Origin of the sequence: Salinihabitans flavidus (genome assembly GCF_900110425.1) — a bacterium.
GTDB lineage: Bacteria > Pseudomonadota > Alphaproteobacteria > Rhodobacterales > Rhodobacteraceae > Salinihabitans > Salinihabitans flavidus.
In genome coordinates, this window is sequence record NZ_FODS01000002.1 from 1 (window position 1) to 25,601 (window position 25,601).

Annotated in this window: 26 protein-coding genes, 1 tRNA gene and 1 pseudogene; 11 read left to right on the forward strand and 17 right to left on the reverse strand. The window is 61.6% G+C overall.

From position 1 onward, the window contains the following. Positions 1-287: hypothetical protein (locus BMW66_RS20480; RefSeq protein WP_217639279.1), on the forward strand; the 287-nt coding region annotated here is incomplete at its 5' end. Here BMW66_RS20480 and BMW66_RS01900 read toward each other — a convergent pair. Both BMW66_RS01900 and BMW66_RS01905 read right to left on the reverse strand, forming a co-directional pair. Beyond that, the gene (locus BMW66_RS01900; protein ID WP_093114960.1) at positions 250-1,269 is read right to left on the reverse strand and encodes an IS110 family RNA-guided transposase; all 1,020 of its coding nucleotides are present in this window, start codon (positions 1,267-1,269) and stop codon (positions 250-252) included. The genes BMW66_RS20480 and BMW66_RS01900 overlap by 38 nt on opposite strands. A 101-nt stretch (positions 1,270-1,370) precedes the next feature. Beyond that, positions 1,371-2,099, reverse strand: a pseudogene (locus tag BMW66_RS01905) (ABC transporter permease); the annotation flags it as partial. 179 nt (positions 2,100-2,278) lie between these two features. Here BMW66_RS01905 and BMW66_RS01910 point away from each other — a divergent pair. Next, complete coding sequence (locus tag BMW66_RS01910; RefSeq protein WP_093114961.1) at positions 2,279-2,923, forward strand: YiaD family glycine zipper/OmpA-like lipoprotein; 645 nt, start codon at positions 2,279-2,281, stop codon at positions 2,921-2,923. A gap of 199 nt (positions 2,924-3,122) precedes the next feature. Here BMW66_RS01910 and BMW66_RS01915 read toward each other — a convergent pair whose 3' ends face one another. Further along, the gene (locus tag BMW66_RS01915) at positions 3,123-3,830 is read right to left on the reverse strand and encodes a Crp/Fnr family transcriptional regulator (protein WP_245729296.1); all 708 of its coding nucleotides are present in this window, start codon (positions 3,828-3,830) and stop codon (positions 3,123-3,125) included. Positions 3,831-4,047: 217 nt separating this feature from the next. Between BMW66_RS01915 and BMW66_RS01920 the strand changes: the two genes are divergently transcribed. Then, positions 4,048-4,281, forward strand: a complete 234-nt coding sequence (locus BMW66_RS01920) for a hypothetical protein (RefSeq protein WP_093114962.1) — start codon at positions 4,048-4,050, stop codon at positions 4,279-4,281. Positions 4,282-4,354: 73 nt separating this feature from the next. Here the strand turns inward: BMW66_RS01920 and BMW66_RS20830 are convergent, their stop codons facing one another. After that, a complete protein-coding gene (locus tag BMW66_RS20830; protein WP_245729298.1) occupies positions 4,355-4,555 on the reverse strand; it encodes a DUF3309 family protein in 201 nt (66 codons plus the stop codon). Positions 4,556-4,579: 24 nt separating this feature from the next. After that, a complete protein-coding gene (locus tag BMW66_RS20255) occupies positions 4,580-4,741 on the reverse strand; it encodes a hypothetical protein (RefSeq protein ID WP_175483138.1) in 162 nt (53 codons plus the stop codon). Between the two features lie 494 nt (positions 4,742-5,235). On the opposite strand from BMW66_RS20255, the gene BMW66_RS01930 reads away from it, so the two are divergent. Continuing rightward, positions 5,236-6,366, forward strand: a complete 1,131-nt coding sequence (locus tag BMW66_RS01930; protein ID WP_175483139.1) for an AI-2E family transporter — start codon at positions 5,236-5,238, stop codon at positions 6,364-6,366. Here the strand turns inward: BMW66_RS01930 and BMW66_RS01935 are convergent. Together BMW66_RS01935 and BMW66_RS01940 are read right to left on the reverse strand one after the other, a co-directional pair. Next, positions 6,313-6,699 (reverse strand): hypothetical protein, encoded by a 387-nt coding sequence (locus tag BMW66_RS01935; RefSeq protein ID WP_093114964.1) that lies wholly within the window; start codon positions 6,697-6,699, stop codon positions 6,313-6,315. The two genes, BMW66_RS01930 and BMW66_RS01935, sit on opposite strands and share 54 nt — an antisense overlap. 6 nt (positions 6,700-6,705) lie before the next feature. Further along, positions 6,706-6,981 (reverse strand): ElaB/YgaM/YqjD family protein, encoded by a 276-nt coding sequence (locus BMW66_RS01940; RefSeq protein WP_093114965.1) that lies wholly within the window; start codon positions 6,979-6,981, stop codon positions 6,706-6,708. Between the two features lie 558 nt (positions 6,982-7,539). Between BMW66_RS01940 and BMW66_RS01945 the strand changes: the two genes are divergently transcribed. Together BMW66_RS01945 and BMW66_RS01950 are read left to right on the forward strand one after the other, a co-directional pair. Further along, complete coding sequence (locus BMW66_RS01945) at positions 7,540-8,217, forward strand: DUF1236 domain-containing protein (RefSeq protein WP_093114966.1); 678 nt, start codon at positions 7,540-7,542, stop codon at positions 8,215-8,217. Between the two features lie 210 nt (positions 8,218-8,427). Then, entirely contained in the window at positions 8,428-8,640 is a 213-nt protein-coding gene (locus BMW66_RS01950) for a DUF3185 family protein (protein WP_093114967.1), read from the forward strand. 200 nt (positions 8,641-8,840) lie between these two features. Here BMW66_RS01950 and BMW66_RS01955 read toward each other — a convergent pair whose 3' ends face one another. The 3 genes from BMW66_RS01955 to BMW66_RS01965 form a co-directional block, all read right to left on the reverse strand. After that, positions 8,841-10,283, reverse strand: a complete 1,443-nt coding sequence (locus tag BMW66_RS01955; protein WP_139196105.1) for an OmpA family protein — start codon at positions 10,281-10,283, stop codon at positions 8,841-8,843. Between the two features lie 593 nt (positions 10,284-10,876). Next, positions 10,877-13,996, reverse strand: a complete 3,120-nt coding sequence (locus tag BMW66_RS01960; RefSeq protein ID WP_093114969.1) for an efflux RND transporter permease subunit — start codon at positions 13,994-13,996, stop codon at positions 10,877-10,879. Beyond that, complete coding sequence (locus BMW66_RS01965; protein WP_245729300.1) at positions 13,993-15,114, reverse strand: efflux RND transporter periplasmic adaptor subunit; 1,122 nt, start codon at positions 15,112-15,114, stop codon at positions 13,993-13,995. Before BMW66_RS01965 ends, BMW66_RS01960 begins: the two co-directional genes overlap by 4 nt. A gap of 199 nt (positions 15,115-15,313) precedes the next feature. Between BMW66_RS01965 and BMW66_RS01970 the strand changes: the two genes are divergently transcribed. Beyond that, complete coding sequence (locus BMW66_RS01970; RefSeq protein WP_093114971.1) at positions 15,314-16,132, forward strand: TetR/AcrR family transcriptional regulator; 819 nt, start codon at positions 15,314-15,316, stop codon at positions 16,130-16,132. Positions 16,133-16,196: 64 nt separating this feature from the next. Continuing rightward, positions 16,197-16,904 carry a TetR/AcrR family transcriptional regulator gene (locus BMW66_RS01975; RefSeq protein ID WP_217639280.1) on the forward strand — a complete coding sequence of 236 codons (708 nt, stop codon included), beginning with the start codon at positions 16,197-16,199 and terminating at the stop codon, positions 16,902-16,904. Positions 16,905-16,925: 21 nt separating this feature from the next. Here BMW66_RS01975 and BMW66_RS01980 read toward each other — a convergent pair whose 3' ends face one another. The 6 genes from BMW66_RS01980 to BMW66_RS02005 are packed head-to-tail and all read right to left on the reverse strand — an operon-like array spanning position 16,926 to position 22,919. Then, positions 16,926-17,720, reverse strand: a complete 795-nt coding sequence (locus tag BMW66_RS01980) for an ABC transporter ATP-binding protein (RefSeq protein WP_093114972.1) — start codon at positions 17,718-17,720, stop codon at positions 16,926-16,928. Next, positions 17,717-18,778, reverse strand: coding sequence for a dihydrodipicolinate synthase family protein (locus tag BMW66_RS01985; protein ID WP_093114973.1), 1,062 nt, complete (start codon positions 18,776-18,778; stop codon positions 17,717-17,719). Before BMW66_RS01985 ends, BMW66_RS01980 begins: the two co-directional genes overlap by 4 nt. A gap of 5 nt (positions 18,779-18,783) precedes the next feature. Next, positions 18,784-19,620 (reverse strand): GNAT family N-acetyltransferase, encoded by an 837-nt coding sequence (locus BMW66_RS01990; RefSeq protein ID WP_093114974.1) that lies wholly within the window; start codon positions 19,618-19,620, stop codon positions 18,784-18,786. Beyond that, positions 19,607-20,659, reverse strand: coding sequence for an NAD-dependent epimerase/dehydratase family protein (locus BMW66_RS01995; protein ID WP_217639281.1), 1,053 nt, complete (start codon positions 20,657-20,659; stop codon positions 19,607-19,609). The genes BMW66_RS01990 and BMW66_RS01995 overlap by 14 nt, the downstream gene beginning before the upstream one ends. Before the next feature lie 29 nt (positions 20,660-20,688). After that, complete coding sequence (locus BMW66_RS02000; protein WP_093114975.1) at positions 20,689-22,098, reverse strand: amidase; 1,410 nt, start codon at positions 22,096-22,098, stop codon at positions 20,689-20,691. Continuing rightward, positions 22,098-22,919, reverse strand: coding sequence for an ABC transporter permease (locus BMW66_RS02005; protein WP_093114976.1), 822 nt, complete (start codon positions 22,917-22,919; stop codon positions 22,098-22,100). The genes BMW66_RS02000 and BMW66_RS02005 overlap by 1 nt, the downstream gene beginning before the upstream one ends. A gap of 237 nt (positions 22,920-23,156) precedes the next feature. On the opposite strand from BMW66_RS02005, the gene BMW66_RS02010 reads away from it, so the two are divergent. Continuing rightward, a complete protein-coding gene (locus BMW66_RS02010; protein WP_093114977.1) occupies positions 23,157-24,152 on the forward strand; it encodes an ABC transporter substrate-binding protein in 996 nt (331 codons plus the stop codon). Positions 24,153-24,418: 266 nt separating this feature from the next. Here the strand turns inward: BMW66_RS02010 and BMW66_RS02015 are convergent. Next, positions 24,419-24,495 (reverse strand) — tRNA-Met (locus BMW66_RS02015). A gap of 219 nt (positions 24,496-24,714) precedes the next feature. Here BMW66_RS02015 and BMW66_RS02020 point away from each other — a divergent pair. Further along, positions 24,715-25,194 (forward strand): FAS1-like dehydratase domain-containing protein, encoded by a 480-nt coding sequence (locus tag BMW66_RS02020; protein ID WP_093114978.1) that lies wholly within the window; start codon positions 24,715-24,717, stop codon positions 25,192-25,194. Beyond that, entirely contained in the window at positions 25,191-25,601 is a 411-nt protein-coding gene (locus BMW66_RS02025) for a MaoC/PaaZ C-terminal domain-containing protein (RefSeq protein ID WP_093114979.1), read from the forward strand. Before BMW66_RS02020 ends, BMW66_RS02025 begins: the two co-directional genes overlap by 4 nt.

Consider the following 25,601-nt stretch of genomic DNA (forward strand, 5'->3'; position numbering starts at 1 on the left):
TCTGTGGGTGGCTCCTGCATTGCAAGAGTTTTTTTGGCGATTTCTGCGGTCATTTTCGTCAGTACTGTCGTCTGTCCGGCCTGTTTGTGCAGTGGTGTTCTGCTGGCCTTGATGAATTCCGCGAGCGAGGTTCCAATCGGCTTATCGACATCAGAGGGCCGCTGACCTTCCCGGAGTGTCCTTGCTCTTGGTTGACTTATTTCCGCATCATCACTTCAACGTCTTGCATCTCGTGGGCAACTGGTGCGATCAGAACGCAGGCTGCCGGTATTCCTGTTTCTTTGTGAGCATCGCCCAGATGCTCCTTGCTGCTTTGTTGGCCATCGCGGTTGTTGCCAAGCGGAACGGTTTGTCTGCGATGATCTTCGCGGTCCACAGATCCACCTTCTCAGGCGAACGCTTCGCCATCACAGCGCGAGACGTCATGCCCACGACCAGCAGCTTGCGGATGTAGCGATCACCCTGCTTCGTGATCTTGCCCAGACGTTCCTTGCCGCCGCTGGATTTGTTGAGCGGGGTCAGTCCGAGCCAAGCCGCCAGATCGCGCCCGGTCCGGAACTGTTTTGCATCGCCGATCGTTGCGACAATCGCTGATGCCGTGATTGGGCCGATGCCAGGCATGCGCATCAACCTGCGCGCATCTGCATTGACCAAGGCGTGTTGCTCGATCATCTTGGAATAACCTTCGATGCGCTCGTTCAAGCCGATGAACTGATAGCACTGGATACCGAGCATGCCGTTGGCGATCTCCGGCATGTCCGGGTGGTCACCGCCCAGGTGGCGCTTCGCGAAAGCCGTCACCGCTTCGATCCCAATGGGCAGGATATGCCCAAACTCGCGCAACAGGCTGCGGATCATATTGGCCATCTGCGTGCGTTGCCGGACAGCCAGATCGCGCGTCCGATGCAGTGAAAGAATGGCCTGCTGTTCTTCTGTCTTGATCTCGACAAAGCGCATGGTCGGGCGTCGAACCGCTTCACAGATTGCCTCGGCATCCACAGCGTCGGTCTTGCCACGCTTGACGTAAGGCTTGACGTAGCCGGCGGGCATGAGCTTCACGTCGTGCCCGAGTTTGCGCAGCGCACGGCCCCAATGATGGGACGATCCGCACGCCTCCATGCCAACGGTGCAGGGTGGAAGCGCCTCAAAAAAGGCGAGCAGCTTCGCGCGTTTGATGGCCTTGTTGAAGATGACGCGGCCGTTCTCCGAAATCCCGTGAACTTGAAATACGTCCTTGGCCAAATCCAGGCCTACGGTCTTTACTGTCATTGGGTGGCTCCTTTCCCAGCAGTCAATGATAACTGCACTTTGGCACATTCGATGCCGGTGGAGCAGGAGCCACCCACCTCATCCGCTTTGCGCTGCAGGCGTCATGTGCGCCGGTAGAGCCACAGGGTGACAGGGGCCAGTATCGCGGTAAGCAGCGCGGGCGCGAGGAGGGCAAGAGCAATCTGCCCCGGTGTCGCGGTTCCCGCCATCAGCCCGCGCATGGCAGTGGTCATCAGCGAGATCGGGTTCACCTCCACGAAGGCGCGAAGCCAGTCCGGCATGGTTTCCGGCTGCACCATGATGTTGGACGCGAATACCACCGGGAATAGCACGGTGAATCCCAGCGTCATGACCGTGGTGGGGGTGCGGATCAGCAGGCCCAGGACGATAAACACCCAGCCGATCCCGAAACCGATGGCGAGCAGCAGCACGAAGGCGACGACAACGCCCGGTAGTCCCGCCTCGGGGCAGTAGCCGAGGACGAGACCGATGCCGAGAATGATCGCACCCGCGATCAGATGGCGCAGCATGTCCCCGACGTTCAGCCCGGCGAAGGGAGAGAGCTGCCAGATCGGCAGGCTCCGGAACCTGTCGAACAGCCCCTTGCCGAGGTCGGTGGACAGGCCCATGCCGGAATAGACCGCATTGAACGCCACTGTCTGCACGAGGATTCCGGGCAGGAAGAATTGCAGGTAATCGCTGGTCGACCCCGCCAGCGCGCCGCCGAAGACGAAGGTGAAGAGAAGCGTGAACATGAGCGGCGTCATGATCAGGTCGAATAGCTGCTCTGGCACGTGCCGGAACTTCAGCACCGCCCGCCACCCGAAGGTCGGGCTGATGGGGGCATAACCGCGTCACGCGAAGATTTTGGCTCATAGGGTGCGTTCAGATCGCATGAGCCTAATGCAGATCAGCATCAGCGCAGCCAGAAGATGTCATTCTACAGGTCGTTCGGTGTGTCCGCCAGGCAGAAGGCCGCGCAGGCAACACCTCTGAAAGGACATACAAGATGCCTAAGAACAGAAAGATTATTGCGATTACCGTTGCCGCTGCATCTCTGGCGTTGGCGGGGTGTACAAATCCTGACGGTACCAGCTATCAACCCGGAACCGGCGCCGTGGTTGGCGGTCTGACGGGGGCAGCCGCCGGGCAGATCATCGGCGGGGACACCAAGGCGACCGTGATCGGCGGCGCCATAGGGGCTGCCGTCGGTGGGGCAATCGGCGCGCAGATGGCAGCGCAGGAACGCGAACTGCGCGGATCGCTCGCAGGCACAGGTGCCGATATCACCAACACGGGTAGCGATCTGCGGGTTATATTGCCCGACTCGGTGACCTTCCGCACCGCATCGTCGGTTGTGGACCCCGAGTTCCGTCCGGTTTTGCGGGCGGTATCGAGAAGCCTGCAACGGCACCCCAACTCGACCGTTCGTGTCGTCGGCCATACCGACAACGTCGGTTCGGCGATCTACAACGCCAAGCTCAGCCAGGAGCGCGCGTTGGCAGTTGCGCGTGTGCTCATTGCCAATGGCGCCAGCGCATCGCGGATCACCGTCGTGGGCCGAGGTTTCTACGAGCCGGTCATGTCCAACGCGACAGCTGCGGGACGCGCGGAGAACCGCCGTGTCGAGATCGTGATCACGCCGACCAGGTGAGCGCGCAGCGTGGTGAATGACTTGGGGCGGGCCGGGATTGAACCCGCGCCCGCCCTATTCCTGTGACGGAACCGGCACCAACCTGCATCAGTCCCGCACCACTGGTGTCTATGTAGGTCATCACTGGCGGCAAAGCACGCGTTGGCCTGATCTCTTCACCCGGCATGACGACGCCTCCCCGGCAGGATCTGCCGGGGGTTCAGCGCAGCAACGGGCCGCCCTGATCCAGATAATCCGTGTCAAAGCCTGCAAGGTCTGTCAGCGCCTCGAAATCGTCGAAGGTAACATGACCCTTGCGAAAAGTGACAAGTCCTTCTTCGCGCAAATGCCGAAGCACCCGGTTCACATGCACGGCGGTCAGACCCAGCGCATCGGCAAGGTGGTATTGTGTCAGCGGACAGTCAAACCCTGTCCTGTCTCCCATATCCGCAAGTGTCAGCCGGGCGCCGAGTTCGAGCAGCAGGTGCGCCATGCGCTCTTCGGCCAAGCGACGCCCAAGGTTGACGAGATGTTCCACCACCATCGCCTCATCCCGCGACGCCGCCCAGAGAACGGCAACCGCAAGCCGCGGTGCCTGCGCGAAACCGTCCAGAATGTCCGATGTCAGAACTTCGGACGCCTTGATAGGCGTTATGGCCTCGACGCTGTGATCCGAGGTGCGAAAGAGGGTGCTGCGCAACCCCAGAAAATCCCCCGGTATCTGGAAATCCACGATCTGCCGATCACCATTCGGCAACATCTTGTAGGAAAAAGCCCAGCCTTCGGCCAGTATGAAGGCGGACTGGTTCCTGTGCCCCTCATGGACCAACTCATGCCCGGACGGAAAGGTCCGGCGGCGCCGGTGAAAGCGCGCAAGAATCTCCAGATCGTCGTCCGAGAGGGCGACAAAAGCGGAGAGTTTTCGCATCAGGGGGCTTTGAAGGATCGACATGTCGGCTTCCAGCAAGGATCGGCGGCGTGTCCGTTTACAACTGCGGAAAACCTAAAAAAAGAAGCACCTCACGCTGCTCTGTATCAGTCAACACGTATCAGACAGCGCCTAGTATTGCCAGATGGTCCGCCCCGTTTCCACCCCATCGGAGCGAATTCCGTTCTTCCCACCCGAACAGAAAGCGAAGCCGAACATGCCCCTACCCACTGACATCGCCGGAACCGCCGCCCTGTCCATATGCGAATCGCTGCTGCTGGCGATGAACGACAGCAAAATCCTGCCGGAGAAAGAGATCGTGGGAATCCTTCAGGACGCGGCGGCCGCACATGAGTTCGCACCCGGTGGCGATCAGGCCGAGATGCACGCCGCCGTGGCCGCGTTGATCAACGGAATTCTGGCCGGCGGCAACTCTGTGCGCCGGCGCTGAGCAAGTGCTTGCCTGAAAGACGCCGGAATGCGCAGGCTGCCCCCCTCTCGTCCCTGCCGGGACCAGTGGCACGTCAGAGACGACCCGTCACGATCAGGATCAGCAGGATGACCCCGAGCGTGCCGCTGGGCCAATAGCCCCAAGACTGGCTGTGTCCCAGAGGGGAAGCGCGCCAAGCAGCATTGGAAGAAGCACGACGAGAATGGTTCCAAGCAGGGAAACGACCCTGTCGCGAATTCGGAAAACGAGTGGCCCCGCCGCGGAGGGAGAGCACGACGGGGCCGTTCCGGCAACGACATCAGCCCGAGTGCGGGGCTGTCCTTACGTTGCCGAATACTTCTTGAAACTGCTCCTCGATCTTCAGTGTCCTTCCGTCAGCTTCCAGCAATTGGCGTTCCGCGCCCCTCGTGGTCGCATCCTCAGCCTGCTTGACGGAATTTTTCTCTCTGTCTTCTCCCATGCTTCGCAATCCTTGCCGGGGTAATACCGAATCGACTCGGTTCGGTCGTGCCTCGCACCATGAGGTGCAGTGTCACGAGCCGCTACACAGGTGTCACTAACCTGCATCAGTGCTATCGGCATTTGTTGGTCGAAGCCGAGATCGAACCCTCGGTCAGTAACGCCGGCGACAGCTATGACTACGCCCTTGCCGATACGGACATCGGCTTGTATCCCGCCAGCAGAAGCCGGAAAGAAATTCTAGGAACAGTGCAACGGCTTCGGTAAACTCGCGTTAAACGGAATAGTCAGCCTTCGGGTAGACCGAGGCGGTTCACTGCGGCGATACCGGACTTCGCGTTTCCGCACGGCGCATGGACCGCCGCGCCCCCATCGGATCTCGACAACTGGAGTGTCTCAATGCCGGACGAAGGGCAAAAATCGGTCTCGAGACCGCCTCACCCGAGCTACTCCGGGGGGACTCTCTCGTCGGTCGACCGTGTCGCAGTTCAAACCGTGCTGCTGGGAATCATCGCGGGTGTGTTGGCGCTCGCGGCGCTGGACGCGGCAAGCCTGATCGCGGTGCCTGCGGTTCTTGCACTGCTCTGCGCTATCGCGCTTGCGCCTTGGGTCCGGTGGCTGGAAAAATCGGGGGCCCCGGCATCGCTTTGCGCCGCGCTCGTGGTTGGCGGGCTGCTTCTGGGATCGGCGGCCACCGTCTATTCGCTCGCGCCCTCTGCCGAAGCCTGGAACAACCGGGCGCCGCAGGTCCTGCGCGAGGTGGAACGGCGCACTCGTGAGATTGCTTTGGGGATATCGCATTCGCTTGCCCCCGCTCCAGAAGATACCACCTCCGATAAGCCCGAATCGGCCGTCCCAGCCGCTCCCGTCGACTCGTCCGAGCCGGCCACGGACGAGAACGAGGACGAGGATGAGGACGCGGATGACGATGCCGTGGACAAGTTGATGGAGGGAGGCCAGAGACTGGTGGCAGACTGGGCGATCGGCGCACCGAGATTGGCCGCGGGAGCCGCATTCTGGGCCATGCTGACTTTCTTTCTGCTTCGCGACCGCGTGATGCTGGCCCGATGGGGTATGTCGATGGTTCCCGGGGCCTCGGCACGCCGGGCGGTTGGCCGGGCGATGCGCGATGTGCGCACCAACGTCGCGCGATACCTTCTGACCATCACCGCGGTCAATCTGGGTCTCGGGGTGTGCATCGCGGCAGCGTTCCACTTGCTCGGCGTGGAGAATGCACCGCTCTGGGGCGTTGCCGCCGCGCTGCTGAACTTCATGCCCTTCATCGGGATCGCCATCCTGGCGCTGGTCACTCTTGGCATCGGTATCGTTTCGTTCGACGATCCGATCATCGCATTCGCACCCTTCGCTGTGGTTGTTGTGCTGAACGCGATCGAAGCGCAGATGGTCACGCCAATGGTCGTCGGCGCGCGCATCCGCATCGCCCCGATCGCCGTCTTCGTGGCAATCGCCTTCGGGGCCTGGCTTTGGGGGGCTGCGGGCGCGCTGGTCGCCACGCCGACGCTAATCGTCGCGGCGGCCTTTGTGCGGCGATTCAACGCCGCCGTGCAATGGTCAGGACCGCCGCGCGAGCACGAACGCGGCGAGAAAGGCCGCAAGCGGCAGTAGCGGGCGCGCCGACCGGGCAAGTGCGGTTGCAAGGGCAATATCGGATTCGGTACGCGATCGCGCGGCTCTGACGCGCGCCGCTGTTCGCGCGGAGGCCGCGCGCCCGAGCAGATATACGGCCAGCGCCAGCAGCGCGAAGAGCACCGCAAACACCAGGGCCGCAGCGGGAAACCCGATCCACCCCATCAGTGCGACAAGACCTGCCGACACGAGAAAACCGATCGCCACGATCGCAAGAAGCGCCGTGGCGATTGCCGTCGCGGCGCGAATGCCCGCGCCGTTGACCACGGCGCGGGCAAGATCACGAAGCGGATCCCACAATGGCAGCGCCATGCGAATTCAGCCTTTCCGCGAGATCATGCCAAGCAGCAGGCCAACTGCGGCGGCAATTCCGACGGAGGTCAGGGGGTGAGCGATGACCGCGTTGGTGGCCGAAGCGCGCGCATCGCGGCCGGACTGACCGATCTGCTGGCCGGCTTTTCCGATGCCTTCGGACACATCGTCCGAGATCGTGGCCGCAAGCTTCGCCAGATCCGCCCGCAGCACCTCGATCTGATGGCTCAGGTCGTCCGGGGAAGTGGCGGCCTTGATGTCCGGGGTGACAGACTTGTTCATTTGATATCTCCAGGAATGGTTGGGGCGCCCCGGATCGTGCCGAGGCCCACGTCATTGATAGGAATAAATAATCTACCCGCGCAGTTCAGTGCGAGACTTTCGAACGGCCACCGATCGCCAGTGTTGCGTCCTTCATATCAGACCGAAGTAGCCCAGCACGAACAGGACGATCACGATGAGGCCAACAAGGTATATAATTCGATTCATCGGCTCCCGCCTGTTCTGTGACTGGCCACAATGGCCATTTACCGTTCGAGATTAGCCCTCTTGCAGACGAGGCATCACAACATGGATCAGTCTCGCGGCCCATCACTGCGCAGGGCGCGCCGCTCTCTTTCACGCTGGCAAATATCCGCGACGCTGCACAATAATTCCCGATTGCTGATTTGCATCAGTCTGGGAGCAGCCGGCTCACGTCAATGTGGACTCTGGCGGCTGAATATCCAGTCGCGCAGATGTTTGTTCCAAATCTCGGATAAGCACATGACACGCCGAACTGTGGCGTGTCGCACGTTTCTTTCCCCCGACGTTCTGGAACAGGCAAAAAAGGAATGCAACATGACTATGAAGCTCACTCTGGGTGCGACCGTTGCCGGTCTTGTTCTCGCCTCATCGGCTTACGCCGAAACGACAGCAACCGCATGGACCGATCTGAATCTTCGGGCCGGTCCCAATACAAACTATCAGATCATCTCGGTGATCCCCGCTGCGCAAAGCGTGTCGGTCGATGGATGCTTGGAAGCGTCCAACTGGTGCCGGGTCACGCATGGCGAATTCGACGGCTGGGCGTCCGGGAACTATCTGACCACCAAGGTCGACGCGTCGATCTATGAGCATCGTGAACGGTTGGACGTCAAAACCGTTACCTATGAAAAGGATCCTGATGCCGCGCTTGGCGGCGGTGCAGCCGGTGCAATTGCCGGTGGCATTGTCGGTGGACCTGTGGGCGCGATCATCGGGGCAGCCATAGGTATGAGCGCCGGAGCGGCGGTCACACCCAATGAGCGCGTGACGACCTACGTGCGCAGCAATCCCGTCGACCCGGTCTATCTTGATGGTGAGGTTGTTGTCGGTGCGGGTATTCCCGAGACCGTGACCCTCTCCGAAGTGCCCGAAAGCGAGTACTATTACGCCTACGTCAATGGTGTTCCGGTTCTCGTGGAGCGCGAGCAGCGCCGCGTGGTCCATATCGTTCGCGAAGAGTCAGCTTCGACACGTGGGCAAGAGTCGCAATAACCAAGCGGCGTTGAATCCTGGCGGCCCGGGAAACCGGACCGCCAATTCGTTGTACAAGACATCCACGTGCCTCAAGTGCCTGAACCCATTCCCCATTCACACTCGTTTCCCAGAGCCGTTTGACATACGTCAGGCGGCTTTCGCTCACGAGCAGTCGTCTTTTCCGATTGCACGGATCTGGCGACCAATCCCCTTTCAAAGGAGTTGAAAATGTCCCAGTCTAACATCCTCGGCCTTGTCGTGCTCGCCGTAGGCAGCTTGCTGCTGTTCTTCGCCTGGCGTGCTTCCAGTGCCCCGGTCGACCAGCTCTCCGAAGCGCTCACCGGGCGCTTTACCGACAACACCATGTGGTATCTGGTCGGTGGGCTGGTCGGAATTGTCGTCGGTCTGGGGCTACTGCTTCGCGGCAGAACTGGATCCTGAGCCCAGGTCCGATGGCCGCTTTTGAAATGGCCGGGCGCAAGCCGGAATACCCGGTTTCGACCACGGGATTATCAGTCCCGTTTCCCGTCCTTCAACAGAGCGAAAACACCCCCGGCCACAAGCGTGGACCGGGGGTGTGTGGCCATCGTGACAACGACTTTTTCATCGAAGCGGTTGATGAATGTCAGTCAGCTTCGGCGCTACCGCACAAGTGTCGTGATCCGGCGCACAGCGACACGGCGGTTCAAGCGTTCGGCTTGCTGCGTGGAGATCTTCAGGAAGCGCTCACCGTAGCCCTGGATGACTATGTTCTCGGTCGGCACATTGAAATACTCGCTCAATGACAGCGCCACGGATTCGGCACGCCGATCGGACAGCAGAAGGTTGTGACCGGGCGATCCGACCGCATCGGTGTAGCCCTCGATCAGGAACAGTTCGGTCGGGTCATCGGCAATGAGCTCGCGCATCAGTATCCCCATCTGCCGCAACTCTTCGGCCTGCGAAGGCTGAAGCGCGGCAGAATTCGTCGCGAAGGTGATGTTCCGAAGATTGATCTCGGGCGCAAGCTGGCGCACCTCGTGGATTTCCCGGACCTGCCGCAGGCTGAAACTGCGATCGATGTCGCCCCGGTCGGCGGCAAGCAAGGCCCGGCGCAGGCTTTCACGGTCGGTCGCCGCCCGATAGTCGAAATCGTCGGATGCGGGTCGGGGAAGGTCGCGGACCACAACAGGCTCAAAATCGCGGGTGTCGTCGAACAGCAGATATTGACGCCCGTCCGCATCGACATGAATGCGGCGCAGAACGCGCCCGCTTGAATCGCGGATGGTGACGATCTCGGTGCCATCGGTCCGCGTGATGACGGTGCGGGTGGACCCGTCGTTGAACCGTTCGGTGCGCACTTGCGACCCGGGCTGGCGGAGCAGCGCATCATCGTCCTTCAGAATCCGGTAGTCGTTGTCATCATCGACCACGACGACCCGGTCACCCGTATTCGCCTCAACGCGTTGGCCATTTGACAGCAGTGCACCCACCACGACCGCGCCGAGAGCAAAGAGACCCGCCTTTTCCAGATCGCTCATCCCGCTGTCGGAACGGGCAGGTGTCGCGGCGGTTTGGTCGCTCGCCTCATCTTTGTCAGCGTCTTCACGGCTCCATTCGAGAAATTCTTCGTCGCTCGAGCGGCGGGTATCCTCGGTGACGGTCTCGGTTGTCACTTCGGCCGCTTCTTCGGTTTCAGCGTCCGTCTCTGCCGCAAGCGCTTCGATGGACTCTCCGGTCAGGGTGTCGACACAGGTGATTGACCCGTCGTCGGCGACAATCTCGGCGAGACACGTAACCGAATCGGCTGTGTTCATGATGGATGGCTTCGCATCGCTATCGCTCTGTTGCTCTTCGGCGGTCAGGTCCTCCGCGTCCTCGCGTGCTTGTGCGTCAGCTTCGACCTGCGCCTCGGATTCAGTCTCGGCTGCGTCCTGAACTGCCGCGTCCGCCTCAGCCTGAGCTTCCTCTTCGGCTACTTCTTCCTCCAGGGTGTCCGCGTCGGCCTCGGCTGCGTCGCGAACTTCCGCGTCTGCCAGAGCCTCCGTGGCTTTCTCCGCCTGGGCATCCGCTTCGATCTCCTCGACATTGTCGAGATCGGACATCGCGTTGATCTCTCCGTTCTCCGCAGCGGCTTTGAGTTCCAGAATGTGAAGCTCACATTCAAGTTCCTTCAGGATTCCCGCCTGTGCGCAGATTTCCTCAAGTGTGAGCGAATTGGCCGACCTATCCGACCGCTGCCCGTCCTGCTTCGCCCGCGCTTCGTTTGCGATTGTGCCGGAACCGGATTGTGCCATCGCCGAAACGGGCTGCAGCATCGACAAGGCAACGATAATTGCCGTGGTTGATCTGAGTGATGTCGTGTTCATTTGGTTGTCCTACCTGAAATGCGGAAAATCTGAGAACGGCCTAGCCGATTGCCGAAAAACGGTCGGACTCCGGCACTGGCCGGAAATCCGGCGCGAAGATCGCGCGGCACGGGTCTGCCCGAGGGCCTTCGTGACGTTTCGCGCTTATCGTAATCTCCTACCGCGAAACCAGGACTTCCGGACTGATCCAAGTTAGTGCGGTGCTCGCTCACGGTCGGACTCTTTCAACAGGATCAACCGATTTCGACGGCGCCCGGAACGCCTGAACGTGGGCGGATCAGGCCAACACCACCTACCGTGACCCGTTCCCTGAGGGTTCGTCGGTACGGTCAGGTCTCGGCTGCGCCGGAACGTGCGGACCTGCGGCGACCGTCACCCAGCATCAGCATCGCGGGCGTCACAACGAGTGTCAGCAGGGTCGCGATCACGAGGCCACCGGCGATCGCGCTGGAGAGTTCTGTCCAGTATTGCGTCGATGGCGCGCCGTAGACGATATCCCGGCTGAAGAAGTCGATATTCAGCCCGATCACCATCGGCATGAGGCCAAGCGCCGTCGTTACCGATGTCAGCACAACCGGCCTGAGGCGTTGTGCGCCCGTCCGCAGAGCCGCTTCGCGCGGGTCCATACCGCTGCGGCGCAGATCGTTGAAGGTATCGATCAGCACGATGTTGTTGTTCACGACAATGCCCGCCAGCGCGATCACGCCGACCCCGCCCATGACCACGCCGAAGGGCCGGCCGGTGACGATGAGGCCGAGAAGAACACCGGCGACGGAGAAAACGATCGCACTCATGACCACGAAGGCTTGATAGAAGCTGTTGAATTGCACGAGCAAGATCATGAACATCAGCATGATCGCCGCTGCGAAGGCGCTGATCAGGAATGTCATGGCCTCTTCCTGGTCTTCCGCCTCCCCGCCGAAACTATACTCGGTGCTTTGCGGCAAGTCGGCCGCCGCCAGCGCGGCTCCGAGCGCGGCGATCTGGTCATTGACCAGAAGACCGGTTGCAACATTGGCCTCGATCGTCGTGACCCGCTCCTCGTCGATCCGCCGGATCACACCGACGCGCTCGGTCGGGCTGAACGACACGAAGTTGGAGATCGGCACAAGACCCGCCGCGGTCGGCACGCGCAGGCTGCCAAGCTCCGACAGCGAGCGCGCATCGGCAGGAAAGCGGACACGCACATCGAGTTCGCCGTCGGCATCGTCAGGACGGTAGTCGGTGACCTTGATCCCCTGTGTCAGGAGTCGGATCGCCTGCCCCAGCAGGCTGATGTCGGCGCCGAAGCGGGCAGCTTCCGCGCGGTTGACATCAATGGCGACTTCGACGCCCGGCAAGGGCCGTGTGTCGGTGATATCTGTGAAACCGGAGACACGCTTCATGATCTCCAGCACTTGCTCGACCGCTTCCGCCTGCGCGGCCGGGCTTGCGGCCGTGATCTGAAGGCTCACGGGCTTGCCGCTGGTCGGACCCCCGCTTTCGGTTTGGACCTGTACGTCGATGCCGGCGATATCGGCCATGTCGGCTCGAATCTCGGCACCGATCTCGGCGGCCGGTCGGCGCTGATCCCAATCAAGGAGATCCAGCTGGATGGTGCCGATCACCTCCTCGTCGCCGCGCCCGGCGCTGAGCGTGGAGCGGGCATAGACGCTTTCCACCCCGTCCTGTTCGAAAAGACGGTCTTCGACCAGCCGCACCAGCGTGTCGCGTTCATAGATTGACAAGTTGTCGCGGGCCCGCACCTGGACCTGCATGAATTCGGGCTCGACGGATGGAAAGAAGGCGACGCCGCGCCCGAACTCGCCATAGAGCGCAAAACCCCCGACAAGCAGCGAAATCGCCAGGACAAGCGTCGTCGCGGGGCGCAGAACCGCCTTTTCGAGCAGCCGGACATAGGCGCCGGTAAACCCGCCGGTGGTGCGCGGGTCACCATGCTCGGCGCCGTGCAGCGTGGCCTTGGCCCGCGCCGATTGTGGCTGGCGCTTGCCGATCACGCCGCCCATCACGGGAATGAAGATCAGGGCCATGAAGAGCGATGCAAACAGCGTCAGGATCACTGTGATCGGCAGGTATTTCATGAACTCCCCCACGAGTCCCGTCCAGAACAGCAGTGGGAAGAAGACGCTCAGGGTCGTGGCGGTCGACGCGATGATCGGCCAGGCCATGCGCTTGGCGGCAAAGGCGTAGGCGTGGCGCGGAGTGTCGCCCTCTTGCAACCGCCGGTCGGCCAGTTCGACCGTGACGATCGCCCCGTCGACCAGCATACCTACCACGAGAATGAGCGAGAACAGCACCACGATATTCATCGTGTAGCCCATGGCCCAGAGCGCCGTAACGCCGGCGAGAAAGGCGCCGGGAATGGCCAGCCCGACGAGGATGGCAGACCGGCCACCGAGCGCGAAGACGATGACGATCATCACCAGGATGATCGCGGCGATTACGTTGGATTCGAGATCCGACAGAAGCGTCTTCACCTGCTCGCTCTGGTCCTGAAGGTAGGTGACCTTGACGCTGTCCGGCCAATCCTGCTGCAATTCGGCGATGACTTCCTGTGCGGCCGCCACCGTATCGATGATGTTGGCACCGGATCGCTTCTTGACTTCAAGCGCGAGCGCGGGTTGTCCGTCAATCCGCGCAAAGCTTGTCGGGTCTTCGAAGGTGCGCCGCACGGTCGCCACGTCGCCGAAGGTGACGACGGTATCACCATCGACCTTCACCGGCATGGCCATCACATCTTCCACGTTTTCAATCAGGCCCGGTACCTTCAGGACGATCCGCCCGCCGCCGGTGTCGATCGCTCCTGCGGCGATCAGCTGATTGTTGCGCTGCAAAAGATTGATCAGCTCGTCGAAGCTGAGGTTGTAGGTCTGGAAGATCGTGGGGTCGATCAGCACTTCGAGGAACTCCTCGCGCGCGCCGCCGATATCGACTTCGAGCACGCCCGGCAGCGCCTCGAGCTCATCCTGCACCGACTCGGCCAGATCGTTGAGCGTTCGCTCGGGCACCGGACCGGACAGAATTGCCGTGATGATCGGAAACAGCGCCGTGTTGATCTCGGTTACAGTCAGGTCATAGGCGTTTTCGGGCAGATCACCCTCGATACGATCGGTCGCCTCACGGACCTTGTCGAGCGCCACGTCTGTGTCGCCGCCGGCTGCGAATTCCAACTGCACGCTGGCGAAGCCCTCTGCGGCCTCGCTCGACATCTTTTCCAGCCCCTCGATGGCGCCGAACTCAGCCTCCATTGGCTTGAGCAGCAACCTCTCGGCATCCGTGGGGCTGATCCCGTCGATCCCTGTAGAGACATAGACCAGCGGGAGCGGCACCTCCGGATTGGCCTCCTTGGGGATCGAGACATAGGCAATGCCACCCACGGTCAGGACCATCGCGATCGCGACGATCACGACGCGGCTGCGAGAGAAAGCGGCCTCTATCAGCGCGTTCATTCGGACTGCTCCGTCTCGGTCCCGGCGGGTGCTGCCTCGGCGGGCTCAGCGAGACTGACCCTCACTTCTTCGCCCTGGCGAACAAACCCCTGGCCGATGGTGATGATGCGCGCCGGATCAGGTAACCCTCTGGCCCAAACGCCCTGAATCTCGGCCTTGACGATCTCGATCGGGTGAAACTGCACGATCCCCTCTTCGACGGTTTTCACGCCAAGGCGGCCTTCTGGGTCGAGCGACACGATCGACGGCTCGATGAAGTGGGCCAGCGCCTCCCCGGTCGGGATCTCGATTTCCGCCGACACGCCCGCCGGAATCGTGCCGTCGTCGTTCTGGACTTCGATCTCCGCCAGGAAGGTGCGCGTCGCAGAGGATGCGGCGGTGCCGACGAAGTTCACGATACCCTCGCGGGTCTGGCCGGTGATGAAGCGAACAGTCGCGATCTGCCCGTTTTCGATGCGACTCAACGCCTGCTGGGGAACCTGTATAGCAACGGTCAGGGGGTGATTGTCCACGATTCGACCCACCTGTTCTCCCGAGGAAACGAACTCACCCTCGGCCAGCGTCAGCGTCTCGATCCGTCCGGGAAAGGGCGCGACGATGGCGAGATCGTCAAGCTCCTGTTCGGCGGCCGTCAGTTGGGCTTCGGCCCCGGCCAGGGCGGCGCGCGCCTGGGACACGCGATCGACCGTGCCGGCACCACGCTCCAGCAACTCCTGCGCATTGTTGAAATCCCGCCGGGCGCGCGCCAGATCTTCCTTTGCCCGCGCAAGGTCCGCTTCGGCACGGCGTGACGACAGCCGAGCGATCACCTCGCCCGCCTCGACCGTATCACCCTTGCGGGCGAGCAAGGCGACAACATTGCCCGAGGCTTCCGCGCGCAGCCCGGTGTCGCGATCCGGCAGCGCCTGCCCTTCTGCACTGAAGGTCAGGGTTACGGATTGCGCGGTCGAGTCTCGAATCATGACCGAGGGCGCCTGCGGCTCCGGCTTTTCCTGTTGCGCCATTTCCGGCTCGGACGGCAGAATGAACCCGCTGCCCATCCATGCGATGAGCGCGACGAGAACCGCTGACGCGATCCAGATCGAACGCGATGCGCCGCGATCGGATTCAAAGGTCAACGCAGTCGGACGGGATGAAAGGTCGGGTCTGTCAGGTGTCATGCGGTGTCCGTTCTGACGGAAAAGAGGCTTTCCAGAAATTATTTGTGTCTGATGGTCGCTAGGCAAGTGGGAAGAAACGTCTTGCGCCTTGTCGCAAACGCTTGAGTGCTATAACTACAGACCATTAGTCTGTAAATCAAGATGGGTGCAGCTCCCGATGAAGAATGCAAGACCCAAACGGCTGAGACTCGATCCAGAGAAGCGACGGGAGGCGATCCTGGATACGGCGCAAGCCCTGTTCAGGGCGCAAGGATGGGACAATGTTTCCGTCGCGGACATTCTTGATGCGGCCGGTCTGTCCAAGGGAGGATTCTACCACCACTTTTCTGCCAAGGAGGACCTCCTGTCAGCTCTCGCACAAAGGGTAGCCGAAAGGGCGCTGACCGCGGGAGACAAGGCGCGGCGCAATGCCGAGGGCGGCGCTGTTGCCCGTCTGAATGCCTTCCTTGCCGGATCGATGCGGTGGCAAGCGGAGAACGCCGAGGAGATCCGTGTTCTCATAGACATCCTGGCACACCCCGGCAACGACCTGCTGGTCCAGCGTATGACCCACGCAACCCGGGGCGCGGTTGTACCGGAACTGCTCGCGCTCATCGGGGATGGAGTGGCGGATGGTGCATTCGATGTGGTCGATGCGGGCGTGACCGCGGAAATCATCTTCAAACTGACCCAGGAACGTGGCCCGGTGTGGGCAGATGCGGTTGCGCGCGCCTCCTGCGGGGACTTCGAGGGCGCGGTTGAGCGGCTTGGCGCGCGATTGCGCGTTGAGGGCGCAGCCTGCGACCGCTTACTCGGTTTATCTCCGGGAAGTGTGGTTCTGTCGCACCCCGCCAACATTCGTCGGCTACTCACCGGATTGATCAATGTGAAGGCCGATCCTTCCCCGAAACGGAATGCGTCAGTGGAAGCCTGCCTCTCGGAGGATGCCCCCCGAACTCGGACTGTCGGATCAACCAAGTCACCTCGACGTCGATGAGGACACCTTGAACTGCGTCCATCCAGTATGCTCCGACCTTGCCCAATGCGTCTCGTTCGTCTAAATGGAAAAATTCGACTTTTTCAACCGGAAGTTTGACGAGATCTGCGCGATGGCTCCAACGAGAAAAAACCGCATCGAGACGACAGAATCCACGCGGATGCAGTTATTGTCAGCCGCACAGACCGCCTTTTCCGAAGCCGGTCTCAAAGGCGCACGGATTGACGCCATCGCGCAACGCGCAGGAGTGAACAAGCAGCTTGTCTACCATTACTTCGGCAGCAAGGACGGACTCTATTCCGCCGTGCTGGAAAAGGTCTATACCGAGATTCGCGAAAGCGAGACAAAACTGAGGCTGGAGGCGTTCCCGGCCGAGGAGGCAATGCGCCGCCTGATTGTGTTCTCTTATGACTACTTGGCGGACAACCCTGATTTCGTTCGCCTTCTGGCTGATGAAAATGCACATGGCGGGCGACATCTGAACGCCTCGGACACTGTGATCGACCTCAACACACCCATTATCGAACTCATCGCCGAGACGCTGGATCGCGGCGTGCAGGAAGGCATCTTCCGCATTGGTCTGGATCCGCTGCATCTTTATCTTTCAATCGCTGGGATGTCGTTCTTCTACTTCGCCAATATCCACACGATCAGTCGCATCTTTGGCCGGAATTTCGACGCGCCAGAAGCACGCGAAGAACGCCGCGCGCATATCGTGGACTTTGTCATGAATGCGATTCGCCTACGGACGATCCCGGCCAACCTATCCTGAATCAACCAATTGGTTGAACTCTCAACCTTGTGGTGTCGCCGCGCTGCTGTCCTCGAGGTCCAGCAACGAGTAGATTCGCTGCGTATAGGCTCCGAAGGAGTCCTGTGCCTTCATGGAAAGCTTTCGGGGATAGGGAACGTCAACCTTGAAATAGTCCGCCATCCGCGCCGGGCCTGCCGTCAGCACGGCGCAGTGGGACCCAAGGAAGACAGCCTCCTGGATCGAATGGGTCACGAACAGGATCGTCTTGTTCGATGCTTCCCAGATGCGGAGGATCTCGAGATTCATCTTCTCCCGCGTGAGAGCATCCAAGGCGCCGAAGGGTTCGTCCATCAGGATCAGCTTGGGATCGTGGATCAGTGCCCGGGCGATCGCTGCCCGCTGCTGCATCCCGCCTGACAACTCGTAGGGATAGCGGTCCTCGAACCCTTTGAGCCCGACCATCGAGAGCAGATCATATGCCCTTTCCCGCGATTCCTTCATCGGCAAGCCGATGATTTCGGCGGGCAGCAGCACATTGTCGATGATGCGCCGCCATTTCAGCAGAAGTGCCTGCTGAAATACCATTCCGATGTCGCGGCTGGGATCGAATGGCGCATCGGCCGATCCGATCTGGACAGTGCCGCTGTCGGACGGGATCAGGTCGGCCAGAATCTTGAGGATCGTGGATTTACCACAGCCCGAAGGACCGACGAGAGAGACGAATTCGCCTTCTTCCACGTCCATCGTCACATCCGACACAGCAAGTATGTCACGTTCGCGGGTGTGATAGATCTTCTGGACTCCGTCGAGGCGGATGAGTGGTTCTCGTGTCATGAGAGCCAGTGCTCCAGATTCTCGGCGACAAAACTGTCGTCGGTAAGATGAGAATGTTCTCGCGCGACCCGCGTGATCTCGTCCGCCTGTCCGGGGCTCAGCGCCTCGTGCGGTGACAGACAGCGGGTATGGGTCAGAAGCCCTTGTCGGCGCAGGACTTCATGGCAACCGGCGATTGCCCCCTTGAACCCGTTCGCCACGTCGAAGAGCGCAGCGTTGCAATCCGTAACCTCAGCATCAAGCGCCAGAAGTTCGCCTGGGATCGTGCCCGAATCCTGTGCCGCGCGACAGCGGGCGTGCAGATCGACCGCTGTTTTCGTCCAGACTGACCAGTGCCCCAGCAGACCGCCGCGGATCGGCATCGTTATAGCCGCATCATCGCGAACAATCGTGAAGGGTGTGACCAGATCGGCCACGATGTGATCATCATTGCCGGTATAGAGCGTGATCCGGTCCTCTGCCCGGGCCGCTGCCACGCCGCGCAAGACATTGAGCGTCTCGTACCGATCAAAGGGCGCCATCTTGATGCCGATGACGTTTTCGATCTCGGCAAAACGGCGCCAGAAGTCGAACGGTAGCGGCACGCCCCCGACTGCGGGTTGAAGGTAGAAGCCGAAGAGCGGGATTTGCTCGGCCACGGCGCGGCAATGCTCGATCATTTCGTCCAGCGAAGCGTCGCGGAAGGCGGCCAGGCTCAACAGTCCGGCGTGGTATCCCAAGCTCCGGGCTGTCTGCGCCTCGTGGACAGCTTGCTCTGTCTGCCCGATCAAACCGGCGATGCGTACGAGCGGCCGATCGGTCCAGGCTTCAGCGGCCTCCGCACAGGCTGACAGGACAGGCGCATAGAGGCCACGTTCACGGATTTCAAACTGTGTGGTGTGCACTCCAACCGCAAGCCCACCGGAACCGGCATCGAGGTAGTAGCGCGTCAGCGCCCGCTGTCGTTGCATGTCCAGTTCCGCATCGATGCCCAAAGCGAGCGGATGCGCCGGAATCACGGTGCCCTGCCGCAGCAGCTTCAGGACGGAATCAGGAATGTCGGTCCAGTGTCTTATCATCTTGGTTATCCCAGTTCGGGGCCGGCCGCGGCGAAAAGCCTTGCCGGATCGCCCAGAGGCGCAGACAAGCCGCGCGCCATGCGCAAGAAAGGACGCTGCTCGCGAAATCCGCGCGCCTTTAGAAGAGTTGCGATTGCGGGATGGTCGTCGAAGGCGTCGACCATCACGGGGCCTTCGATACGCCCGAGCGCAGCCACCAGTAGCTCCAGCGCGGTGTCGGTGTCCGGCGCGATCAGGGGGCCGATCTGCGTGGCGGTCAGACCCTTGCGAGACAGCACGAAGCCGGAGCTATCGGCGCGCACAAGCGCCACGGCGCCCGGCCGAGCAAGCAGATCGTTCAGTACGTAAGAGCGATCACCGCCGAAGACCATTTGGTCAAGAGGCAATATCCAGTCGAGATCGCTCGTCTTGGCCGTGCGCAGACCGATTTCTTCGGCCCTAAGTCCACCAACCCCTGTCAAGCGCATGAGCCCGCAAAGCGGCTGGAACCCCATCCTGCGATAGAGCGGTTGCCCCGCCGGTGTGGCGTCCAGATGCGGAGCGAGACAGCGCGCTTCATGCCAGTCGATGCAATCTCCCACCAGTCGCTGCGCGATACCCCGGCGCTGCAGGGCGGCCGTGACAAGAACCATACTGATCCATCCGATCTTGTCGCCCATCGGGAGCGCGACAGCAGAGGCGCGTGGCCTGCGGTCACCGTCGCGCACCGTAAGCGCATGGCCGGACTTTAGCATCATGGTCCAGTCTGCCTCCGTCTGATTCCAGCCCGGCTCGTGCGACAGCGGCAGGCAGGCAGCGGCCTCGTCAGGCCCAAGAAGGGACGCGGGCTCAATATCGGCCATCGCGGAACTCGAACTTGGTGGGTTTGCCAAGGCTTGGCATTTCGCGCAGCGTCCAATCCGCAACCCAATCGAGCAGGCGGGACAGTGGCACTTCCGGGTAGCCAAAGAGTCGGAACGCCTCGGCCGAATTGTTAAGCCACGCGGTTGGCCCCGGCTCGCCCACGAAGGTGACCTCGCGACCGATACGGCGGCCGAGTTCTTCGGCCAGCCAGCGAACCGGAAGCGTTTCAGGCCCGCTCACATTCAGTGGACTCGTAGGCACCGTCGCATGCGCTAGCGCGCGCAGCGCGAAACGATTGGCGTCACCCTGCCAGATTACGTTCACATGGCCAGTGCTCAGGTCCACAGGCTTCCCGGCATGGATCGCGTCCGCAATGTCGCAGAGCACACCGTAGCGCATATCGATAGCATAGTTGAGCCGGATCAACCGACCGGGCGCGCCATGGAGTTCCGAGAAATACTGAAACATCCGCTCGCGCCCGATGCAGGATTGCGCATACTCGCCTGGCGGGTCGGGAAGCATCCGTTCATCGGCGCCAATCTGCTCCAACGGCACGAAGGGGTAAACACAACCGGTGGAAAAGACGGAAATGCGCGCGGCGGTGAAGGTCTCGGCCACCAGCCCGGGCAAATAGGTGTTCATCGCCCAAGTAAGCCCCTGATTGCCGGAAGAGCCAAACTTGTGTCCGGCCATGAACACGATGTTTTTCGCCTGCGGCAGTTTTCCGAGCTCCGCGCGGTCCATAAGGTCGCACTGGATGGTTTCCACCCCCCAGGCATCGAGCTGGCGGCGCGTCTCGGGGTCTGAAAACCTTGCCACACCGATCACCCTGCGCTCCGGCAAGGCACGCGCCGCCATCCGGGCAAGCGTCGGGCCGACCTTGCCGGAGACGCCCAGTACCATGACATCGCCGTCAAGTGCCGAGAGATCGCTTGTCGTCGCCGCATCGGGGCGCGAGAGCAACTCCTCCAGCATTTCGACATCCTCAATCCGGTCGGGCAGTGAGTCCGGGAGGTGTTCCCGCATTGCGGCTGTCATGGTCATCTCCTTCGATATTATCGGGTCGTTCATGCCGCGACCCATTTTTGCGGGTCCGGCGTGGCCTGCGCCCATGGGCGGGCACGTTCGAGTGCGCGGGCGGCCTGAAGCACCTCCAGATCCGCCCGGGGCGGTCCGACGATCTGCAACCCCACCGGCAATCCCGCGCGGGTGAAACCGCAGGGAACGGACGCCGCGGGCTGGCGGGTCAGGTTGAACGGGATGCAAAGCCCGGTCCAGGAATAGCGCGTCTCGCCCTCGGGCCGCTCCAGATCGACGGAGAAGGGCGGCACGGTCAGGGTGGGCGTGACAAGGAAGTCGTAGTCCTCGTGAAACGAGGTCATCTGCTTCAGAAGTGCGATCCGCTCCATCTCGGCATCCAGATGAGCGTTCAGGCTTGCCCCGCGACTCTCGCGGATATCGGCCACGAGTTCGGGATCCATCAACGCGAACTGATCCTCACCCATATGGCGGAAAGCATAAGCTGTGAAACCGCGCCGCAGTTTGGTCATCAATGGCTCGGGATCGTCCATGACGCGGTCCACCGTCTCGACACGGGCCCCCATCCGGGCGAAGTCCCGGGTGGCTTCCTCCACCAGGGTGGCGATTTCGTCATCCACCTGCGCATAGCCCATGGTCGGGCTGAAGGCGATCCGCCATGACTTCGGGTCGGCATCCAGCCGCTCGTGATAGGCGATCTCATCGAATGGCAGGGCCGCCACATCACGGATATCGGGACGGGCGAGCACCGTCAGCATCCGCGCCGCGTCCTCTACCGTCCTTGTCATCGGCCCGAACCCCACGAGGGAGGCAAGCGGTGTTGGTGGATACATCGGCACGCGACCGCCCGATGGTTTGAGGCCGAAGACGCCACAAAAGCTCGCCGGGATGCGGATCGACCCTCCGGCATCGGTACCAAGCGCAAGCGTCCCGGCGCCCATGGCCGTTGCCGCGCCTGCACCGCCACTGGAGCCGCCGGGAGTGAGTGCGGGATTCCACGGATTGCGCGTGGTGCCGGTAAGCGGGCTGACGGTCACGGGTTTGTAGGCGAATTCAGGCGTCGTGGTCTTGCCCAACAGGACGGCTCCCGACTCCCGCAGGCGCGCGGTGGCAGGGCCGTCTTCGTTCCACGGACCTTCCTCGGGAATCGTTCGCGATCCGCGGCGCGTCGGCCAGCCCCTTGTCAGGACAAGGTCTTTCAGCGTCGTCGGCACCCCGTCCACGGGGCCGAGCGGGGCGCCGTTTGCATAGCGTTCTTCCGAGGCGCGGGCATCGGACATCGCGGACTCGCCGTCGATGATGCAAAAGGCGTTGAGCGTCGGCTGGATCTCGGCGATCCGGTCAAGCGCTGCCTTTGCCACATCCACAGGAGAGAGCTGCCTCGTCGCGAAGGCTGCGACCATCTCGCTCGCGGACATGTAGATCAGCTGATCGCGCATCACGCCGGCCCCGCCGCGTCAAGCCGCGCATCCTTGACGACCAACAGCCGTTCCAGCAACAGCACAAAGCCGAAGAGAGAAACGCCCAGAAGGCTCAACAGCAGGACGGACATGAACATCGCGGCAGTGTCCAGGGTCGACTGGACCTGGATCATCAGGTAGCCAAGTCCTTTGCTCGAGGCCACGAACTCACCTACGATGGCGCCGGCGACAGACAGGATCGCCCCCACTTTCATCGCCGAAAAGATATAAGGCAGGGCGCCCGGAAGCTGGATCTTGCGAAAGACCTGCCAGCGCGTGCCCTTCAGCGCGCGTACAAGATCCAACAGGTCCGGTTCCACTTCGCGCAGGCCTCGTGACGTGGTGATGAGAATCGGAAAGAAGGCGATAATAAAGGCGAAGAAGGTGTTCGTGCCCATGCCATAGCCGAACCAGACCACGAGCAACGGTCCGAGCGCGACCTTGGGAATCATCGAGATTGTCACGAAAAGCGGGAAGAGCGTCGCCCGGAGCAGGCGAAACCAAGTGAACAACATCGCGAACAGCACGCCGCCAGCGATGGCAAGCCCGTAGCCAACGAAGATCTCGGTCGCGGTGACGGCCATATTGTTCAGCCATTGATAGCCCGGATCGGCCAGAGTGGCGAGCGTGTCGCCGGGCGAGGGCATGATGTAGGCTGGTGTCAACTCAAGCGCGGTCACGGCCCACCAGATCACAACCACAGTGACATGCGCCAGCAAGGCCAAAGCGTAGGACGGCCATTGCTCTGGCAAGACAAAACGCCGCTGTGGGCTGGGCGGATACTCGGCTGCATCGTTCATCGTGTCGGATCTCCTCCGATCAAGAATCAAACATATGGTTGATTTATGTCGGTCATCCAGATGCGCTGTCAACACGATATTCCGCAAGCAAGCAGGATTCTCTTCCAGTCGTCAACAAAATTACCAACCATATGGTTGACAAGTGTTGACTTGGGCTGTGGCCGCCTCCTAACCTGATTGAATAAGCGCTCTATACCCGCGTGGCTGGTATAGAGCGCAGCAACGGGAGAACAGATCATGACAAGAACTTTCAATCGCGCAACCGCAGCCTGCCTGTTGTCGCTCGTGCCTTTTGCCGCACAGGCGCAGGAGTCTGTCAGCCTGATCCTGAACTGGACGCCGGGCGCGGACCATTCACCGATTTTCTATGCGCTCGACCAAGGCTGGTACGAAGAGGCCGGGATCGACCTGGACGTTCAGTCGGGCAAAGGCTCCGGCCTCGCTGCGCAGAATGTGGGTGTTGGCGCCGTTGATCTTGGCATCGCGGAGCTTGGTACTGCATTCCTCGCCAAGTCCAAGGGGGCCGAGCTGACGGCAGTGATGGCGCTCTATGCCAACTCGCCCTTCACATTCTACTGGAAGAAGTCCACAGGCATTGAGGGCCCCGAGGATTTCGCGGGCCATACGCTCGGCAATCCGTCCGGGGACGCGGCCCGCGTCATGTGGCCCGCCTTCGCGAAAGCTGCGGGCATCCCCGAGGACGGTCTGGAATTCGTCAACATCTCCCCCGCCGCCAAGGTCCCAACGCTGGCTGCCGGCCGGGTCGATATTATCAGCGACTTCTACAATGGGCACGATCTGAAGGTGAAGGAATTCGGCGACGATCTGGGTTTTCTCCGGTGGAGCGAGATCGGCCTCAACCCTTACGGCAACTCGTTCATCGTCAACAATGATTTCTTTGCGGAAAACGAGGAACTTGTCGGTGCCTTTGTCGAGGTCACACAGCGTGCCTACCGTGCCTGCGTCGATGAACCCGCTCCCTGCATCGACGCACTTCTATCCAATGCGAGCGGCTTGCAGCGTGGCGCGATGGAAGATCAATGGGGCCGCGTGATGGAACTGATGAGGACCGAGGCCACGATGAACAGCGGGCTAGGCTGGTTTGCCGAGGACAGAATCGAGAGCACCTACGAATTGGTCGACACCTATTTCGACCTCGAAAGCAGTTTCGATCCCAGTTCGGCCTACACCAACGAGTTTCTGAGCCAGGACATCAAAATGACGGCACCCTGATCGAAGGCAATTCAGTTCTGGAAGCGGCAATCTTACCCCTCTTGTCAGCGCGTGACGCGCTGACAAGCCCCAGCCGCGCTTCAGGACCTCACGGAATCGAAGGCTGCGCCGAACCGGAAGCCCGAACGAAAAGTTCGCGATGCCGTCAGGACATTGGTCTCGGAGCTCGTCGTCTCTGCTACAGAAACCGATGGTGCGCCTGCTATGCTCCGGCAACGCCTGAGCGTCCTCAGCGCGACCCCAGGTTTTCAGATCGGGGAAAACAGTGGTAGCGGAGGAGGGACTTGAACCCCCGACACGCGGATTATGATTCCGCTGCTCTAACCACCTGAGCTACTCCGCCACGGTGAGGTGGACTTAGGGGAGTCGCGGGGGGGGGTCAAGCAGGAATTCACGTCCGCGCCGTTTCTTCAACAGAGCGCAAACTGGCCGAAATCGAGCGCAAACCGTCTTGCCCTGCGGCTGCCATCTGCCGATACTTCGCGTCAGTCTTCGAAGCGCAAGGATATCAACATCACACGCCCCCGTCCCTCCCCTATTCTCCCCCGCCACGCAGTTTGACATGGGGATATTCGACCGTACCACGACCGGCCATGTCACGGCGCCACTGTCCGTTGCGGTTGAACGTGGCGCGCTTCGGTTCTTTGCCGAAACCATCGGGGAGACCGACCCGGTGCACTTCGACTCCGCCGCCGCCCGCGCCGCAGGGTATCCGGATCTGCGCGCCCCGCCAACCTATGCGGTCGTGCTCGACACGGCCGCCGCGACGGAGGCCACGCGCCGAGGACTGCCCAGGCTGCTCGATCTGATCGGTGCGGATCTGCGCTACCTGCTGCACGGAACCGAACGCTATTGCTACCACGGCACCATCCATGCCGGGGACACGCTCGAGATCACTCATGAGGTGACAGGCTTTTCCGACGCGAAGGGCGGCGCGCTGGAAATCGCCCATCTGAAAATGCGGATCACCCACCCCGCGCGTGGCCCCCTTGTCATCGCCACCCGCGATCTCATCCACCGCCTGCCAAAGGTCCGGCCATGACCCCGCAAACCGCCCGGCCGGGCGACAGCCTTCCGCCCCTGACATTCGGGCCGATCACCCGCGCCATGCTCGCGCTCTATGCCGGGGCCTCCGGCGATCACAACCCGATCCATATCGACATCGATTTTGCCAGACAGGCGGGGCAGCAGGATGTCTTTGCCCATGGCATGCTGTCGATGGCACAGCTTGGCCGCCTTGTGACGGGCTGGGCCGGGCAAGACCGGCTTCTTGCGCTCAGCGCCCGCTTCACCGCCATCACCCCGGTCGGCGCCACGCTGACGCTCACCGGCGACGTAACGGAACGGCTGGAGATTGATGGAAATCCGGTGCTGCACCTCACGCTCGCCGCTACACTGGCAGACGGAACACGCACGCTCAGGGGGCAGGCCACCGTCTGCGCCGCCTGA

Coding starts and splice junctions, on each gene's coding strand:
- BMW66_RS01900 (WP_093114960.1), bottom strand. CDS start 1,269: ATGACAGTAAAGACCGTAGGCCTGGATTTGGCCAAGGACGTATTTCAA.
- BMW66_RS01910 (WP_093114961.1), top strand. CDS start 2,279: ATGCCTAAGAACAGAAAGATTATTGCGATTACCGTTGCCGCTGCATCT.
- BMW66_RS01915 (WP_245729296.1), bottom strand. CDS start 3,830: ATGCGAAAACTCTCCGCTTTTGTCGCCCTCTCGGACGACGATCTGGAG.
- BMW66_RS01920 (WP_093114962.1), top strand. CDS start 4,048: ATGCCCCTACCCACTGACATCGCCGGAACCGCCGCCCTGTCCATATGC.
- BMW66_RS20255 (WP_175483138.1), bottom strand. CDS start 4,741: ATGGGAGAAGACAGAGAGAAAAATTCCGTCAAGCAGGCTGAGGATGCG.
- BMW66_RS01935 (WP_093114964.1), bottom strand. CDS start 6,699: ATGGCGCTGCCATTGTGGGATCCGCTTCGTGATCTTGCCCGCGCCGTG.
- BMW66_RS01940 (WP_093114965.1), bottom strand. CDS start 6,981: ATGAACAAGTCTGTCACCCCGGACATCAAGGCCGCCACTTCCCCGGAC.
- BMW66_RS01945 (WP_093114966.1), top strand. CDS start 7,540: ATGACTATGAAGCTCACTCTGGGTGCGACCGTTGCCGGTCTTGTTCTC.
- BMW66_RS01950 (WP_093114967.1), top strand. CDS start 8,428: ATGTCCCAGTCTAACATCCTCGGCCTTGTCGTGCTCGCCGTAGGCAGC.
- BMW66_RS01955 (WP_139196105.1), bottom strand. CDS start 10,283: ATGTCCGATCTCGACAATGTCGAGGAGATCGAAGCGGATGCCCAGGCG.
- BMW66_RS01960 (WP_093114969.1), bottom strand. CDS start 13,996: ATGAACGCGCTGATAGAGGCCGCTTTCTCTCGCAGCCGCGTCGTGATC.
- BMW66_RS01970 (WP_093114971.1), top strand. CDS start 15,314: ATGAAGAATGCAAGACCCAAACGGCTGAGACTCGATCCAGAGAAGCGA.
- BMW66_RS01975 (WP_217639280.1), top strand. CDS start 16,197: ATGGAAAAATTCGACTTTTTCAACCGGAAGTTTGACGAGATCTGCGCG.
- BMW66_RS01980 (WP_093114972.1), bottom strand. CDS start 17,720: ATGACACGAGAACCACTCATCCGCCTCGACGGAGTCCAGAAGATCTAT.
- BMW66_RS01985 (WP_093114973.1), bottom strand. CDS start 18,778: ATGATAAGACACTGGACCGACATTCCTGATTCCGTCCTGAAGCTGCTG.
- BMW66_RS01990 (WP_093114974.1), bottom strand. CDS start 19,620: ATGGCCGATATTGAGCCCGCGTCCCTTCTTGGGCCTGACGAGGCCGCT.
- BMW66_RS01995 (WP_217639281.1), bottom strand. CDS start 20,659: ATGACAGCCGCAATGCGGGAACACCTCCCGGACTCACTGCCCGACCGG.
- BMW66_RS02000 (WP_093114975.1), bottom strand. CDS start 22,098: ATGCGCGATCAGCTGATCTACATGTCCGCGAGCGAGATGGTCGCAGCC.
- BMW66_RS02005 (WP_093114976.1), bottom strand. CDS start 22,919: ATGAACGATGCAGCCGAGTATCCGCCCAGCCCACAGCGGCGTTTTGTC.
- BMW66_RS02010 (WP_093114977.1), top strand. CDS start 23,157: ATGACAAGAACTTTCAATCGCGCAACCGCAGCCTGCCTGTTGTCGCTC.
- BMW66_RS02020 (WP_093114978.1), top strand. CDS start 24,715: ATGGGGATATTCGACCGTACCACGACCGGCCATGTCACGGCGCCACTG.
- BMW66_RS02025 (WP_093114979.1), top strand. CDS start 25,191: ATGACCCCGCAAACCGCCCGGCCGGGCGACAGCCTTCCGCCCCTGACA.